Source organism: Streptomyces sp. R33 (assembly GCF_041200175.1).
In the GTDB taxonomy this organism is placed as follows: Bacteria; Actinomycetota; Actinomycetes; order Streptomycetales; family Streptomycetaceae; genus Streptomyces; species Streptomyces katrae_B.
Genome location: NZ_CP165727.1, coordinates 4,583,387 through 4,598,340 on the forward strand (window position 1 = coordinate 4,583,387; position 14,954 = coordinate 4,598,340).

The window sequence follows — 14,954 nt, forward strand, 5'->3', positions numbered from 1 at the left end:
GGCGCCACTAACGTCGAAGCCGTGACTGTCATCGCGACCGAAAGCCTGAGCAAGCGGTACCCCCGAGTGACCGCAATCGACCGGCTCTCCCTGGACATCGGGCCGGGAGTGACCGGCCTCGTGGGTGCCAACGGAGCCGGCAAGTCCACGCTGATCAAGATCCTGCTTGGACTGTCCCCCGCCACCGAGGGCCGCGCCGCCGTGCTCGGACTCGATGTCGCCACCCATGGCAGCGCCATCCGTGAGCGCGTCGGCTACATGCCCGAGCACGACTGCCTGCCGCCCGACGTCTCGGCCACCGAGTTCGTCGTCCACATGGCGCGCATGTCCGGGCTCCCGCCGACCGCCGCCCGCGAGCGGACCGCCGACACCCTGCGCCACGTGGGCCTGTACGAGGAGCGCTACCGCCCCATCGGGGGGTACTCCACGGGCATGAAGCAGCGGGTCAAGCTGGCCCAGGCGCTCGTCCACGACCCCCAGCTGGTGCTCCTCGACGAGCCCACCAACGGCCTCGACCCCGTCGGCCGCGATGAGATGCTCGGCCTGATCCGCCGCGTCTACACCGACTTCGGCATCTCCGTCCTGGTCACCTCCCACCTCCTCGGCGAGCTGGAGCGGACCTGCGACCACGTCGTGGTCGTCGACGGCGGCAAGCTGCTGCGTTCCAGCTCCACCAGCGACTTCACCCAGATCACCACGACCCTCGCGGTCGAGGTCACCGACTCCGACGCCCACCCGGACGGCACCGCCGCCCTGCGCAAGGCGCTCGCCGAGGCGGGCATCACCCTGCACGCGGGTGAGGAGCAGGGGCTGCCCGGAGCCGGCCACATCCTGCTCGTCGAGGCCACCGGCGAGGACACCTACGACACCGTGCGCGACACCGTCGCCGACCTGGGTCTCGGCCTGGTCCGCATGGAACAGCGCCGCCACCACATCGCGGAGGTCTTCCGCGACAACGACCAGCAGCAGCTCGTCCGGAAGGGAGCCGGTTCCGATGGCGCCTGACACCTCGACCCAGATCCACAACATCGGCTACCGGTCCTACGAGGGAGCCCGGCTCGGCCGCGCCTACGCCCGCAAGTCGCTGTTCTCGCAGTCCCTGCGCGGCGCTTACGGACTCGGCCGCTCGGCCAAGTCCAAGGTCCTCCCGATGCTCCTCTTCGCGGTGATGTGCGTCCCCGCGCTGATCATCGTCGCGATCGCCATTGCGGTGCCCGGCTCCACCAGCCTGCCGATCAAGTACACGACGTACGCCCTGACCACCCAGGTGATCATCGGCCTCTACCTCGCCTCGCAGGCACCCCAGTCGGTCTCCCGCGACCTGCGCTTCAAGACCGTGCCGCTCTACTTCTCGCGGCCCATCGAGCGCATCGACTACGTCCTCGCGAAGTTCGCGGCGATGTCCTCGGCGCTGTTCATCCTCACCGCCACACCGCTGCTGATCATGTGGATCGGCTCGCTGCTGGCCAAATTCGACTTCGCGGACCAGACCAAGGGGTTCGCCCAGGGACTGGTCTCCGTGCTGCTGCTCTCGGTGCTGTTCGCCGGCCTCGGCCTGATCATGGCCGCGCTCACCCCGCGCCGCGGCTTCGGCGTCGCCGCCATCATCGCCGTGCTCCTGATCCCCTATGGCGCGGTGACCGCCGTCCAGGGCATCGCGTACAGCACCGGCTCGAACGGTGCCATCGAGTGGATGGGCCTGTTCTCCCCCATCAGCCTGATCGACGGGGTCCAGTCAGCCTTCCTCGGCGGCACCTCCGCCTTCCCCGGTGGAGAAGGCCCCTCGGCCGGCGTCGGCTTCGTCTACCTGCTCGTCGTCCTCGCCCTCATCGCCGGCTCCTACGCCGCCCTGATGGCCCGCTACCGGAAGGCCGGGCTGTGACCACCATCGACATCGACCACACCTCCCGCTGGTTCGGGAACGTCGTCGCCGTCAACGACGTGACCATGCGCATCGGCCCCGGAGTCACCGGACTCCTGGGCCCCAACGGCGCCGGGAAGTCCACGCTCATCAACATGATGGGCGGCTTCCTCGCCCCCTCCACGGGCACCGTCACCCTCGACGGCGCACCGATCTGGCAGAACGAGCAGGTCTACAAGCAGATCGGCGTCGTGCCCGAGCGCGAGGCCATGTACGACTTCCTCACCGGCCGGGAGTTCGTCGTCGCCAACGCCGAGCTGCACGGCCTCGACGACGCGGCCGCCCAGCGGGCGCTCGCCACCGTCGAGATGGAGTACGCCCAGGACCGCAAGATCTCCACGTACTCCAAGGGCATGCGGCAGCGCGTGAAGATGGCCTCGGCGCTCGTCCACGACCCGTCCGTGCTGCTCCTCGACGAGCCGTTCAACGGCATGGACCCGCGTCAGCGCATGCAGCTCATGGACCTGCTGCGGCGCATGGGCGATGACGGCCGCACCGTGCTGTTCTCCTCCCACATCCTGGAGGAGGTCGAACAGCTCGCCTCCCACATCGAGGTGGTCGTCGCCGGCCGGCACGCCGCCTCCGGCGACTTCCGCAAGATCCGCCGCCTGATGACGGACCGCCCGCACCGCTACGTCGTCCGCTCCTCCGACGACCGGGCCCTCGCCGCGGCCCTGATCGCCGACCCCTCCACCGCAGGCATCGAGATCGACCTCAAGGAAGGCGCGCTGCGCATCCAGGCCGTCGACTTCGGCCGCTTCACCGAGCTGCTGCCGCGGGTCGCCCGTGCGCACGGCATCCGGCTGCTGACGGTCTCGCCCTCCGACGAGTCCCTCGAGTCGGTCTTCTCCTACCTCGTCGCGGCCTGAAGGAGCTGGCACCCATGTACAACCCCACCGTCGCCCGGCTCACCTACCGCGCGCTGCTCGGCCGTCGCCGCGCGCTGATCCTCTTCGCACTGCCCGCCCTGCTGATCGTCATCTCCCTCGCCGTCCGCGCCTTCACCGGCCTGGACGACAAGGTCGCGGCCGACCTGCTGGGCGGCTTCGCCCTCGCCACCATGGTTCCGCTGATCGGAGTCATCGCCGGCACCGGAGCCATCGGCCCCGAGATCGACGACGGCTCGATCGTCTACCTGCTCTCCAAGCCGGTGAAACGCCCGACGATCATCATGACCAAGCTGATCGTCGCGATCGCCGTCACGATGGCCTTCTCCGCGATCCCGACCCTGATCGCCGGCCTCATCCTCAACGGCAACGGCCAGCAGATCGCCGTTGCCTACACCGTCGCCGCCCTCGTCGCCTCGATCGCCTACAGCGCCCTGTTCCTGCTGCTGGGCACCGTCAGTCGGCACGCGGTCGTCTTCGGTCTGGTCTACGCGCTGATCTGGGAGTCGCTGTTCGGCAGCCTGGTCTCCGGGGCGAAGACCCTGAGCGTCCAGCAGTGGGCCCTGGCCCTCGCCGAGAAGGTCGCCGGCGAAGGCTACGTCGACGCCACCGTCGGCCTGCCCACCGCGGTGATCCTGCTCGTGGCGGTCACCGTCGGCGCCACCGTCTACGCCGGCCAGAAGCTGCGCCGCCTCACCCTGGCGGGCGAGGAGTAGGCCCCCACAACACCGGCTCCGCATCCCGTGCCCCGCCCGGCCCACCGGCCGGGCGGGGCGCCGCCGTACGGGGCAAAATCAGTGCATGATCGAGCATGCCGAGCCCGAGCCGTCCAGGCCCGTACGGTCCTGGATACGCTCCGCGCCCGGTACGCACATATGGCTGCTGATCATCGCCGTCACGAGCATCATCGTCGTGATCGCGCCCGACCACCTCGAGCACGTCCTGCTCCACCGCCACAGCAGCAATATCCACGAGCTCACCCGGCACCCCGTACGGGCCCTGATCTCCAGCGCCTTCTGGATAGCGAACCCGGCCTCACTCGCCCTGTACGCCGTCCTCTTCGAGCTCTTCCACGCCCCCGTCGAACGCTGGCTCGGCACCCTGCGCTGGCTCGTCATCGTCGCGACGGCCCACATCACGGCCACCCTGATCAGCCAGAAGGTGGTCCTGACGGCCATTCAGGACCACCGGGCCCCGCAGAGCATGGTCCACGTCGTCGACGTCGGTGTCAGCTATGGACTCGCGGCCTCGATCGGGGTCCTCACCTATCGGCTTCCGAACCCCTTGCGCTGGATCTACCTCGCCTGTGTCGTCGCCTTCTTCGGACTCCCCCTCCTCACCGGAGGCACTTTCACCGACCTCGGGCACGCCATCTCGCTCTCCGTCGGCCTGCTTGCCTGGCCGCTCACCCGCCACCCGCACCCCAGGCATGTTTCACGTGAAACATGAGCGTCGTCCTCGCCGGACCGATGCGCGGAAATTGACTGGTACGGGACCTGCGCCCCGGGCAGAGTGAGTCGTGCGGGGAGCAACAAAAGGTCCGGAGCAGCCACTTCGAGCGCGCCTTGCGGCGCGGGCTGTTCCGGACCTTCCCCTGTTTGCGGCCGAGCCGTCAGGCAGCGCCCAGCAGGCGCTCCAGCACCACCGCGATGCCGTCCTCCTCGTTGGAGGCCGTCACCTCGTCGGCCACCGCCTTCAGCTCCGCATGGGCATTGGCCATCGCCACGCCGTGGGCCGCCCAGGCGAACATCGGGATGTCGTTGGGCATGTCACCGAAGGCGATCGTCTCCGCCGCCTTCACACCCAGCCGGCGCGCGGCCAGCGAGAGGCCGGTGGCCTTCGTCAGCCCCAGCGGCAGGATCTCCACTATGCCCGGGCCGGCCATGACGATGTCCACCAAGGAGCCCACCGTCTCGCGGGCCACCTTCACCAGCGCGTCGTCGTCGAGCTCCGGGTGCTGGATGTACAGCTTGTTCAGCGGAGCCGTCCAGACCTGCGCCGTGTCCTCCAGGTAGAGCGCCGGCAGGCCCTCCTGCACCCGGTACCCGGGCCCGAACAGCACGTCGCCGTCCACCCCGTCCCGGCTGGCCGCGAGCGCCAGCGGACCCACCTCGGCCTCGAGCTTCGACAGCGCCAGACCGGCCAGCTGCCGGTCGAGGGTCACCGAGGTCAGCAGCCGGTGCGCCCCCGCGTCGTAGACCTGTGCGCCCTGCCCGCACACCGCGATCCCCTTGTAGCCGAGGTCGTCCAGCACGCTCCGGGTCCAGGGCACGGCCCGGCCGGTGACGATGATGTGCGCCGCGCCCGCCGCGGTGACCGCGACGAGCGCTTCACGGGTGCGTTCCGAGACGGTGTCGTCGCCACGCAGCAGCGTGCCGTCGAGGTCGGTCGCGACGAGCTTGTACGGGAACGGGGCCGGGCTCACTTGGTGATCGGCTCCAGGACCTCGCGGCCGCCCAGGTACGGACGGAGCGCCGCCGGCACCCGCACCGAACCGTCGGCCTGCTGGTGGTTCTCCAGGATGGCGACGATCGTGCGCGGTACGGCGCACAGCGTGCCGTTCAGCGTCGACAGCGGCGCGGTCTTCTTGCCGTCGCGGTAGCGGATCGACAGGCGGCGGGCCTGGAAGCCGTTGCAGTTCGAGGCGGAGGTGAGCTCACGGTACTTGCCCTGAGTCGGGATCCACGCCTCGCAGTCGAACTTGCGCGAGGCGGAGGCACCCAGGTCACCGGTGGCGACGTCGATCACCTGGAAGGGCAACTCCAGGCTGGTCAGCCACTGCTTCTCCCACTCCAGGAGACGCTGGTGCTCGGCCTCGGCCTCCTCCGGCGCGACGTACGAGAACATCTCGACCTTGTCGAACTGGTGGACGCGGAAGATGCCGCGGGTGTCCTTGCCGTACGTACCGGCCTCGCGGCGGAAGCACGGCGAGAAGCCGGCGTACCGCAGCGGCAGCTTGTCGGCGTCGATGATCTCGTCCATGTGGTACGCGGCGAGCGGGACCTCGGAGGTGCCGACCAGGTAGTAGTCGTCCTTCTCGAGGTGGTACACGTTCTCCGCGGCCTGGCCGAGGAAGCCGGTGCCCTCCATGGCGCGCGGGCGGACCAGCGCCGGGGTCAGCATCGGGATGAAGCCGGCCTCGGTGGCCTGCGCGATCGCCGCGTTGACGAGGGCGAGCTCCAGCAGGGCGCCGACACCGGTCAGGTAGTAGAAGCGCGAGCCCGACACCTTGGCGCCACGCTCGACGTCGATGGCCCCCAGCGACTCGCCGAGCTCGAGGTGGTCCTTGGGCTCGAAGCCCTCCGCGCCGAAGTCGCGGATCGTGCCGTGCGTCTCGAGGACGGTGAAGTCCTCCTCGCCGCCGACCGGGACGTCCTCGTGGACGATGTTGCCGAGCTGCAGCAGCAGACGCTTGGCGGCCTCGTCGGCCTCGTTCTGCTCTGCCTCGGCGGCCTTGACGTCCGTCTTGAGCTGTTCGGCCTTCTTGAGCAGCTCCGCCCGCTCCTCCGGGGAGGCCTTGGGGATGAGCTTGCCGAGCGACTTCTGCTCATTGCGCAGTGCGTCGAAACGCATGCCGGACGACCTGCGGCGCTCGTCGGCGGAGAGCAATGCGTCGACGAGTTCGACGTCCTCTCCACGGGCGCGCTGCGAGGCGCGGACACGGTCAGGGTCTTCACGGAGCAGCCGGAGGTCAATCACCCCTCCAGGCTACCGGGCTGGGCCTCCTGGGCTCACACCGATATCACGCTGCGTGTCGCTTTGTCCTAATTGCGGAGAATGGAAAACCCTGGCCGGCTGGCTGGAAGTGGCCCTTGTCGGGCGGGCAATAAAAGCGCCCCATTCCCCGAAAAGGGGCACAAGCGGGGTATCCGGGCGCCCTCTGAGCAGGGCGGGAAGGCCTCCCTTGTCCACAGGAATTGTCCACGGCGGGGACTTTTCCACAGGCTGTGCGCCGGATCTGTGGACACGGAATTAGATCAATCCCCGTCGGCGGGCCGCCGGGACGAATCAGGGTTCAAACCACCCTCACACACTCATTCGGGTGGGAATGACTCGCTCCAAAGAGTTGATCGGCGATGCGGGGGTGACGCCGTTCACCTCCCGCTCCCCAGCGCGAAACCTGGGTCCGCCGACCGATTTGTCGACCTTGTCGCGCCTCGATGTCGACTAGTCCACAGGTCCCCATCTCGGCCTGTGGATAACTCTGTGGACAGTGGAGGAAGAGCTACGCCCGGCCGTCGAGGCAGCGCGTCAGCCAGTCGGAAGCGGCCGTGAAGTCACGGTCCGAGGTGCCGGGCCGCGGAGCGCGCACGTCACCCTGAGCGACGCCGGCGCGCGGGTAGGAGCCGAGGAAGCGGACCTGGGGGCAGGTGCGCTTGAGCCCCATGAGTGCCTCGCTGACCCTGCGGTCGGAGATGTGGCCCTCCGCGTCGACGGCGAAGCAGTAGTTGCCAATGCCCGCGCCCGTCGGCCGCGACTGGATCAGCATCAGGTTGACCCCGCGGACGGCGAACTCCTGGAGCAGCTCCAGCAGCGCACCGGGGTGGTCGTCGCCGAGCCACAGCACGACGGAAGTCTTGTCTGCACCGGTCGGTGCGGCGGGCCGGGCGGGCCGCCCGACGAGCACGAACCGGGTCTCGGCGTTCTCCGCGTCGTGGATCTCGGTGACCAAGGGGACGAGCCCGTACGTGGCCGCCGCGAACTCGCCCGCGAAAGCGGCGTCGAAGCGGCCCTCCTGGACCAGCCGGGCGCCGTCGGCGTTGGAGGCGGCCGACTCCCACACCGCGTCGGGCAGGTTCGCCCGCAGCCAGTTGCGCACCTGGGGCTGGGCGACCGGGTGCCCGGTGACGGTCTTGACGTCCGACAGCTTGGTCCCGGGCCGCACGAGCAGCGCGAAGGTGATGGGCAGCAGCACCTCGCGGTAGATCATCAGCGGTTCGCCGGAGGCCAGCTCGTCCAGCGTGGCGGTGACCCCGCCCTCCACCGAGTTCTCGATCGGCACCAGGGCGGCCGCGGCCTCCCCGTTGCGTACGGCATCCAGGGCGGCCGGGACCGACACCATCGGGACGAGCTCCCGGGTCGCGGCTTCCGGCAGTGTGCGGAGGGCGGCTTCGGTGAAGGTGCCCTCGGGACCGAGATAGGTGAAGCGGGTGGCCGACATGTGATCAGCCTAATGCCGGGCCCCCGACCGCCGGGGTGCTGTTCATCCTTCGAGCAGCCGCTGCCCCACGTACTCACCGTCGCGGGGGGCGGGCGGTACCGCGTACAGCCCGCTGGACTCGTGCCGGATGAACTCCGACAGGGCGTCGCCGCGGTCGAGCTTGCGCTGGACGGGGACGAAACCGCGCAGCGGATCGGCCTGCCAGCAGATGAAGAGGAGCCCCGCGTCCGGGGTGCCGTCTGCGCCGATCCCGTCGTGGAAGGAGAAGGGACGCCGGAGCATGGCGGCCCCGCCGTTCTGCTCGGGGGCGGAGATCCGCGCGTGCGCGTTGGACGGGATGACCGGTTTGCCGTCGGGGCCGATCTTGTCGAGGGCCATCTCGGTGGTCTCCTTGCCGCCGGTGAGGGGGGCGCCGGTGGCCTTCGTACGTCCTATGACCTGCTCCTGCTGTGCCAGGGACTGCTTGTCCCAGTCGTCGAGGAGCATCCGGATGCGGCGTACGACGGCGTACGAGCCCCCGCCCATCCAGGCGTGCTCGGCGGGCCCGGGGCCGGTGGCGGGGACGAAGATCCGCTTGTCGAAGTCCGGCTCAGCGGGCTTCGGGTTGCCGGTGCCGTCGATCTGGCCCATGAGATTGCGGGCGGTCATCGGGGCGGCGGTGGCGCCGGGGGTCCGGTTGAAGCCGTTCATCTGCCAGCGCACGCGGGCGGCGTCCCCCGCCTCCTTCTGCAGGGCGCGCAGGGCGTGGAAGGCGACGAGCCCGTCGTCGGCGCCGATCTGGACCCACAGGTCGCCGTTGCTGCGCTGGGCGTCGAGCCGGTCGGCGGAGAAGTCGGGCAGCGGGTCGAGGGCGGTGGGACGGCGGGCGGTGAGCCCGGTGCGCTCGAAGAAGGAATGCCCGAAGCCGAAGGTGACGGTGAGGGAGGACGGTCCGGCATCGAGGGCGATCCCGGTGTCCGCGGACGAAACCGTCTTGCCCGCCATCAGCAGGCGGGCGGTGTCGGACCAGCGGCGCATCAGGGCGGCGGCCTCCTTGCGCCCGGCGCCCGGGGCCAGGTCGAAGGCGACGACGTGGCCCTTGGCCTGCAGCGGGGTGGTGATGCCGGCCTGGTGGTCGCCGTGGAACGCGACCTCGGTGGCGCCGAGGGAGGCAAGGCTCCCGGCCGCTCCGGGAGCGGCGGCCGGGGAGTCGGCGAGTGCGGAGTGCACGAGTGCACCGCCGGTGGCGCCGAGCGCGAGCCCGGCGGCGCCTGCGGCGCCGACCGTGCCCAGCAGCCGGCGCCGGGAGATCTCGATGTCGGTGTTGCTCTCGGTCACGCTGGTCAGCCGATCTTCACGTTCTTCTGCACGGTCGTCTGGTCGATGTCGGAGGTACGGACGCTCACGTCGATCCGCCATTCCCCGGCGAGCGGAAGCTGGACGCCGGATGCACTCCAGTGTCCGGGGGCCGCGCGCTCCGGGATGAGCGGCAGGGGGCCGATGTCCTTGGCGGGGAGGGTGAAGGCGACCTTGATCTCGGGGATGTCGAGGGGCTTGCCCTCGGGGTCGTCGACCCAGACGTGGAGCGAGTTGGCGCCGACCCGGCCCGGGTCGAGCTCCACCCGGACCGATCCCTTGCCGTTCTCGCCGCCGGTGTCGAACGGCAGCGTGATCTTGATCGCGCGGTTGGGGACTGCGGTGGCCGCGGAGTCGCGGCCGCTCGCCTGCTCGGCGGTCCGGCCGGGTTCGGTGCTGGTCAGGACAGTGGTCACGGCGAGCAGGACCACGGCGACCCCGGCCTCGGCGAGGACGGAGCGACGCAGCCCCGCCCGGTTCGGATCGGCGTCGCGGACCTGCTTCTCGCGTGCGTTCTCGCGGGCGGCACGCTGGCGGGCGAGCTGGGCGGCGCGCTTGGGGTCGTCGGGGACCGTGACGGCGGCCGGCTGTGTTTCACGTGAAACATCGCGCTGCCGACCGACCTTGGCCGGCTTCCCGGCAGGTGCGTCGGTGAGCCGTGCGGTCCACGAGCGGGAGACGTAGGCGATGCCGACCAGGGCGGCAACGAGCCCGACCTTCAGCAACAGGAGCTGTCCGTAGCTGGTACCGGTGAGGGCCGACCAGCTGCCGACCTGGCGCCAGGACTGGTAGATGCCGGTAACGGTCAGCACCAGGACACTGACGAACGCGACCCGGGAGAACCGCTGGACCGCCTCGCGTTCGATCCCGGGGACCTTGTGGAGGGCGACGAGCAGTGCGGTGAGCCCGCCGAGCCAGGCGGCGACGGCCAGCAGGTGCAGGATGTCGGCGGGCATGGCGATCCCGGGCTGGACGCCGGTCGAGGCGTGCTCGGACAGCGACCAGGTGGCGGCGATCCCGCCGGCGACGACGGCTCCGCCGATGCCGAGGCCGAAGAGCAGGTCGTTGGCCTCCTTGTCCGCAGCCTGCCCCTTGTCTTTGTCCCCGTTCTTGCCCTTGCCCTTGCCGATGTCCCCGGTCTCGGCGGTCCTGCGCGCGAAGGCGCCGAACAGCACGGCGATGAACAGCGCGGCGGCGCCGAGAAGCAGCAGCCGGGAGAGCAGGGAGGCGCCCGGCTTGGTCTCCAGAACGGCCTTGAGGCCGTCGAGGTCCAGCGCGTCGGCGAACCTCCCCGACCCCGTGTACGGGTTGCGGAGCACCAGCATCGCGAGCGTGGCGGCGGTGAGCGTGACCCAGGCGCGCACGACGAGCTTCTGCAGCGGGCGCTGCGCCGCGCCGCGGCGCCAGCACAGCAGGATGAAGGCGGCCCCGCCGACGAGGACCGTGAAGCCGGCGTAGGCGGCGTAGCGGGCGATGCCGTACACGATGCCGACGGGTCCGCCGCCCGCCTGCCCGGTGGGCAGGGCGACGCTGGTCGCCGAGGGGGCGCCGATGGAGAAGGTGAAGGCACCGGAGACGGGGTGGCTGTCGGCGGACACGGCCTGCCAGGCGACGGTGTACGTACCGTCCGGCAGCCCCGAGTGCAGTGCGGTGCCGTAGCGGATGGTGGATCCGCTGCACATGTCGCGCAGTTCGCCGGTGTCCACCCGCCTGCCCTGCGGGTCCATGACGCGGATCGAGTCGTCGCCCATGGCGACCTGCTCCGAGAAGGACAGGGTGACCTGGGCGGGTGCCGTGGCGACCACCGCCCCTTCCTTGGGGTCGCTCGCGGTGAGTGCGGCGTGTGCCGTGGCCGGGCCGGCCGCGGTGAACAGGGCTGCCAGCAGGGCTGCGAGGACCAGCGCGAGCCGCGGCAGGAGTGCCGCGGCCCGGACGCGGGCCGGGGAGGGGGCGATGGCCGTCATGGCGTGTCAGTACCTCGGTCCGTCAGTGGGCGCTGGTGTTCTGGGCGTTGTACGTCCGTTCCTTCACGTCCAGCTCGACCTTGACCGGGTCGGCCTTTTCGAAGCGCAGCTCGACGGTGACCTTGTCACCTACCTTCGGCGTGTTCTTCAGCCCCATGAACATGACGTGGTTGCCGCCGCGCTCCAGCTTCAGCTCGCCGTTGGCCGGCACGTCCATGGCCGCGACCTGCTGCATCTTCTGGTCCTTGGTCTCGTGGATCTGCAGATCGTCCGAGAGCGGGCTGGTGACGGCCGTGAGCTTGTCGGCGGTATTCGAGTCGTTCTTGATGACCATGAACGCGCCGGCCATCTTGTCGTTCACGGGCTCCGGCATGAAGGCGCCGGTGACCGTCATCTTCGGCTTGTCCGTGCCGGCCTTGGCGGCGGAGGCGGAGTCGGAGTCCGAGGAGCAGCCGGATATGGCGAGCGCTGCCGTCAGGGAGAGTGCGGCGGCGAGGGTGCGGGTGGTGCGGGCGTTCACGGGTTCTCTCCCTTGATGATCTTCGGCAGGTCCTTGGTGTAGTCGTCGACGGTGCTGCCTTCGCCGTAGAGGAGGTACCCCTCGTCGGTCTTGGGCGAGAACGCGATGACCTGGGCGCCGTGCATGGAGACGACGCTGCCGTCGGCCTCCTTCTTGGCGGCCTCGATACCGATGCCGAGCTTGCGCGCGGCGGCCTGGATGGTGGCGAAGTCCCCGGTCAGTCCGGTGAAGGACGGGTCCTGGGCCTTGAGCCACGCGCCGAGGGAGTCGGGAGTGTCCCGTTCGGGGTCGGTGGTGACGAACACGACCTGGAGCTTGTCCTGGTCGGCCTTGGGGAGTGCCTTCTTGGCGACGGCGATGTTGCTCATCGTCAGGGGGCACACGTCCGGGCAGTTGGTGTAGCCGAAGTAGATGAGCGTCGGCTTGCCCTTGGTCTGCTCGCGCAGGTTCCACGGCTTGCCGGTGGTGTCCGTCAGGACCAGCTCCGGCTTGTCGAAGGGGCGGTCGAGGACCGTGGCGGTCCCGGTCTTGGACTGGCCGGTGATCTGCGTGACCGCGTCGGGCTTGACGGGCTCACCGCCGCAGGCGGTGAGGGTGAGCGCGGCCGCTGCCGCGAGGGCGGCGACCGTCACACGTGTGGTGCGCATGGAGAAATGTCCCTGGGATCGGGTGTGTGGTGCGGGCGGCCCGGCCACGAGGGCGGGCAGGCTGCGCGCACGTTCTGGAGAGGGAGATACGGGATACGGCCTGTGGCCGCGTCAGGTCAGGAGGCGCGGCGACGCGAGGCGATACCGAAGGCGACGCCGCCGAGGCCGATGACGATGCCCGCGATGCCGAGGGCCCGTGCGGTCGTGTCGGAGGCGTGTGCGGCGGCCTCGTCGTGGCCCTTGTCGTCCTCGGCGGCCGCGGCGTTCTTGTCGTCGTGGTGGCCGTCGGCCGCCTTGGCCGCGGTCAGCTTCAGGACGGGCGCCGGGTTCTGAGGCTCCGCCGCGCCTTCCTTGGGCTCCTCGATCCAGCGGACGATCTCGTTGTTGTCGTACGTCTGGATCGCCTTGAAGACCATCTGGTCCGCGTTGTCGGGCAGCTTGCCGACGGAGACCGGGAACTGCTGGAACTTGCCGGGCTCGATCTTGCCGCCGCTCCAGGTCACCTTGGTGACGGCCTCGTTGACCTGCTTGCCGTGGACGGTGAGCGGCTTGTCGAGCTTGCTCTTCTCGACCGTGACGGTCCAGCCCGGGATGTCCTGCGGCATGACGGACGTCAGCGGCTGGTCCACGGGGAAGTTGACTTCCAGCTGCGTGGTCGAGGCGTTGTCGCGCTCGTTCGGAACCTTGAAGTTGATCGTCGCGTAGCCGCCCTTGGCGGCCTCTCCGGGCTGCACGCCGACGTGCGCGGAAGCGGTGCCGGACAGGACGAGGACGGTGCCGGCGGCAAGGGCGGCGGCGAAGGAGACGCGAGAGGTCTTCATGGCAGAAACACTCCACAGGGGCAGTGGTGACGGTGGTTCCGCGCACGGGCGCGCGCGGGGTCCGCGGCACCTGTGCTTCCGCCGGATGCTCCGGGGAGGGGTGCCGCGTCAGGCTGCGAGGGCGAGCGCCGTGCAGGGCGGCCCGCGCCTGATCACCGTGTGATGGAGTGCCTCCCGGCCGGTGTGGGCGGCGGGTTCGGCGGCGGTCCGGGCGGCCTGCGGGCTACCGGCAGGAGTGCCCTGGAGCCCGGTGCCGAGGGCGCGTACGAAGGCCAGCGCGGCGCGCAGCGGGCGTACCGGGTCGGCTTCGGCGGAGGTGCGCGACAGCTCGGCGAGCCGGAAGAGCGCGGCGTCGCCGCGCCCGAGGAGCCAGCCCGCGGCCAGTGCGGCCAGCAGGTGGCCGACGAGCATGCCGGTGCTGAACAGGCCGGTGGCGGGCGCCGCGTAGGCCTGCGCCATGTGTGCGTGGCCGGCATGTGCCTGCGCCGCGGCCTGGGCCGTCATGGCGGCCGGGTCCAGTCCGGCGGTCTCCAGGATCTGCCGGGCGTCGGCCGGGCTGAGCGGGACGGAGTTGCCGCCGCAGACCAGCCGGGCGGCGAGCGCCGCGACCGAAGTGTCGGTGCCGACGGGGGTCCGGGCCGCGGCGTCTCCGTGCTGGGCGAGGCCGAACACGGCGTGCAGTCCGAGCTGCCCGAAGGCGAGTCCGGCGGCGATGCCGGGCAGTGAGCGGCGGCGTCCCGCGAACGGGGCGGCGACCGCGAACACGGCGAGGAAGGCGATGACGAGGGCCCACCAGGGCACGGTGGCGCAGGACGCCAAGGCGTGCCCGGCCGCGGACAGCACGACGCAGACCGCGGTGAACACCGCGGCCCGGATGAGCCGGAGGCCGGCTCCGGCGGGCGTCGCGTGGGGGACAGTCATGGCCGGGCCATCATCGCACTGAGCTCACGCCGTCCATACGGCAGGTCCGGAAGGTCGTGAGTGCCCCCGTACGAGGACTTCACGTCGGGTGTCCCTGCCGCAGCGGAAGCCCGTGAGCCGCCGCATACACCGCTGCCCGGGAGTGCCGCATCGGCCGAATGAGGGCTGTGGCGGCCGCCGGGCGCTTACGCACGCCCGCGGGCGGCAATAGGTACCCGTATGAGCATCTGGTGGTCTCTCCACTTGAGGCGCGAAGCCGCGAGCGTGCCGCTCGCCAGGCGTTTGCTGCTGGGGACGATGGAGACCGCGGGGGTGGACCCGGACATCTCCTTCGATCTGTCGGTGGCGCTGAGCGAGGCCTGCGCGAACGCGGTGGAGCACGGCGGCCCGGCGGCCGAAGCCGGTGTGGGCGCGGAACCCGATCCGGAGGCGTGCGCGGCGTACCGCGTCACGGCGTACCTGGACGGGGACTGCTGCCGCATCGAGGTGACCGATTCGGGCCCGGGATTCCCGGCGGCGACGGTCGCGGGGCGCAGACCCCCGCCGGCCGGCCCCTCCGAGCCTTCGGAGAGGGAGCACGGCCGGGGCCTTTGGCTGATCGCGGAGCTCGCCGACCACGTCAGGTTGCGCAACCGGCCGGGCCGGGGCGCGGTGGTCAGCTTCGACAAGATCCTGAAATGGCGTGAGGGAGCGCTGCTGAAGGCGTCGTAGCCGCGCAAGTCCTCCCGGACACGCCGATGGACGGGACTCGCGTACGAGATCCCGCCCATCGGAGGT

At 70.5% G+C, this 14,954-nt stretch carries 15 protein-coding genes; 6 read left to right on the forward strand and 9 right to left on the reverse strand.

Annotated features, from left to right (window positions below; translation table 11 throughout):
- The first annotated feature begins 21 nt into the window (after positions 1-21).
- The 5 genes from AB5J51_RS20920 to AB5J51_RS20940 all read left to right on the forward strand — a co-directional run bounded on the left by AB5J51_RS20920 (position 22) and on the right by AB5J51_RS20940 (position 4,257).
- Positions 22-1,005 carry an ABC transporter ATP-binding protein gene (locus AB5J51_RS20920; RefSeq protein WP_078613064.1) on the forward strand — a complete coding sequence of 328 codons (984 nt, stop codon included), beginning with the start codon at positions 22-24 and terminating at the stop codon, positions 1,003-1,005.
- Positions 995-1,882 (forward strand): ABC transporter permease subunit, encoded by an 888-nt coding sequence (locus AB5J51_RS20925; protein WP_053785441.1) that lies wholly within the window; start codon positions 995-997, stop codon positions 1,880-1,882. The genes AB5J51_RS20920 and AB5J51_RS20925 overlap by 11 nt, the downstream gene beginning before the upstream one ends.
- Positions 1,879-2,790, forward strand: a complete 912-nt coding sequence (locus tag AB5J51_RS20930; RefSeq protein ID WP_053785440.1) for an ABC transporter ATP-binding protein — start codon at positions 1,879-1,881, stop codon at positions 2,788-2,790. The genes AB5J51_RS20925 and AB5J51_RS20930 overlap by 4 nt, the downstream gene beginning before the upstream one ends.
- A 14-nt stretch (positions 2,791-2,804) precedes the next feature.
- The gene (locus tag AB5J51_RS20935) at positions 2,805-3,524 is read left to right on the forward strand and encodes an ABC transporter permease (protein WP_053785439.1); all 720 of its coding nucleotides are present in this window, start codon (positions 2,805-2,807) and stop codon (positions 3,522-3,524) included.
- Between the two features lie 85 nt (positions 3,525-3,609).
- Positions 3,610-4,257 (forward strand): rhomboid-like protein, encoded by a 648-nt coding sequence (locus AB5J51_RS20940; protein ID WP_369778291.1) that lies wholly within the window; start codon positions 3,610-3,612, stop codon positions 4,255-4,257.
- 163 nt (positions 4,258-4,420) lie between these two features.
- Here the strand turns inward: AB5J51_RS20940 and AB5J51_RS20945 are convergent, their stop codons facing one another.
- The 9 genes from AB5J51_RS20945 to AB5J51_RS20985 form a co-directional block, all read right to left on the reverse strand.
- Positions 4,421-5,233: an HAD family hydrolase gene (locus AB5J51_RS20945; RefSeq protein WP_053785437.1), complete on the reverse strand. Its 813-nt coding sequence runs from the start codon at positions 5,231-5,233 to the stop codon at positions 4,421-4,423.
- The gene (gene serS / locus AB5J51_RS20950; protein ID WP_369778292.1) at positions 5,230-6,507 is read right to left on the reverse strand and encodes a serine--tRNA ligase; all 1,278 of its coding nucleotides are present in this window, start codon (positions 6,505-6,507) and stop codon (positions 5,230-5,232) included. Before serS ends, AB5J51_RS20945 begins: the two co-directional genes overlap by 4 nt.
- Before the next feature lie 526 nt (positions 6,508-7,033).
- Positions 7,034-7,969: a prephenate dehydratase gene (pheA, locus tag AB5J51_RS20955; protein WP_053785435.1), complete on the reverse strand. Its 936-nt coding sequence runs from the start codon at positions 7,967-7,969 to the stop codon at positions 7,034-7,036.
- A 42-nt stretch (positions 7,970-8,011) separates the two neighbouring features.
- Positions 8,012-9,286, reverse strand: a complete 1,275-nt coding sequence (gene efeB, locus AB5J51_RS20960; protein WP_369778294.1) for an iron uptake transporter deferrochelatase/peroxidase subunit — start codon at positions 9,284-9,286, stop codon at positions 8,012-8,014.
- Between the two features lie 5 nt (positions 9,287-9,291).
- On the reverse strand, positions 9,292-11,268 hold the full coding sequence (locus AB5J51_RS20965) for a copper resistance CopC/CopD family protein (protein WP_369778295.1): 1,977 nt from the start codon (positions 11,266-11,268) through the stop codon (positions 9,292-9,294).
- Positions 11,269-11,290: 22 nt separating this feature from the next.
- Positions 11,291-11,788 carry a copper chaperone PCu(A)C gene (locus AB5J51_RS20970; RefSeq protein WP_136225013.1) on the reverse strand — a complete coding sequence of 166 codons (498 nt, stop codon included), beginning with the start codon at positions 11,786-11,788 and terminating at the stop codon, positions 11,291-11,293.
- The gene (locus AB5J51_RS20975) at positions 11,785-12,435 is read right to left on the reverse strand and encodes an SCO family protein (RefSeq protein WP_136225014.1); all 651 of its coding nucleotides are present in this window, start codon (positions 12,433-12,435) and stop codon (positions 11,785-11,787) included. The genes AB5J51_RS20970 and AB5J51_RS20975 overlap by 4 nt, the downstream gene beginning before the upstream one ends.
- A 116-nt stretch (positions 12,436-12,551) precedes the next feature.
- Positions 12,552-13,256 carry a YcnI family protein gene (locus AB5J51_RS20980; RefSeq protein WP_369778296.1) on the reverse strand — a complete coding sequence of 235 codons (705 nt, stop codon included), beginning with the start codon at positions 13,254-13,256 and terminating at the stop codon, positions 12,552-12,554.
- Between the two features lie 108 nt (positions 13,257-13,364).
- Positions 13,365-14,177, reverse strand: a complete 813-nt coding sequence (locus tag AB5J51_RS20985) for a hypothetical protein (RefSeq protein ID WP_136225016.1) — start codon at positions 14,175-14,177, stop codon at positions 13,365-13,367.
- 219 nt (positions 14,178-14,396) lie between these two features.
- Between AB5J51_RS20985 and AB5J51_RS20990 the strand changes: the two genes are divergently transcribed.
- Positions 14,397-14,888 carry an ATP-binding protein gene (locus tag AB5J51_RS20990; RefSeq protein WP_136225017.1) on the forward strand — a complete coding sequence of 164 codons (492 nt, stop codon included), beginning with the start codon at positions 14,397-14,399 and terminating at the stop codon, positions 14,886-14,888.
- Positions 14,889-14,954: the final 66 nt, after the last annotated feature.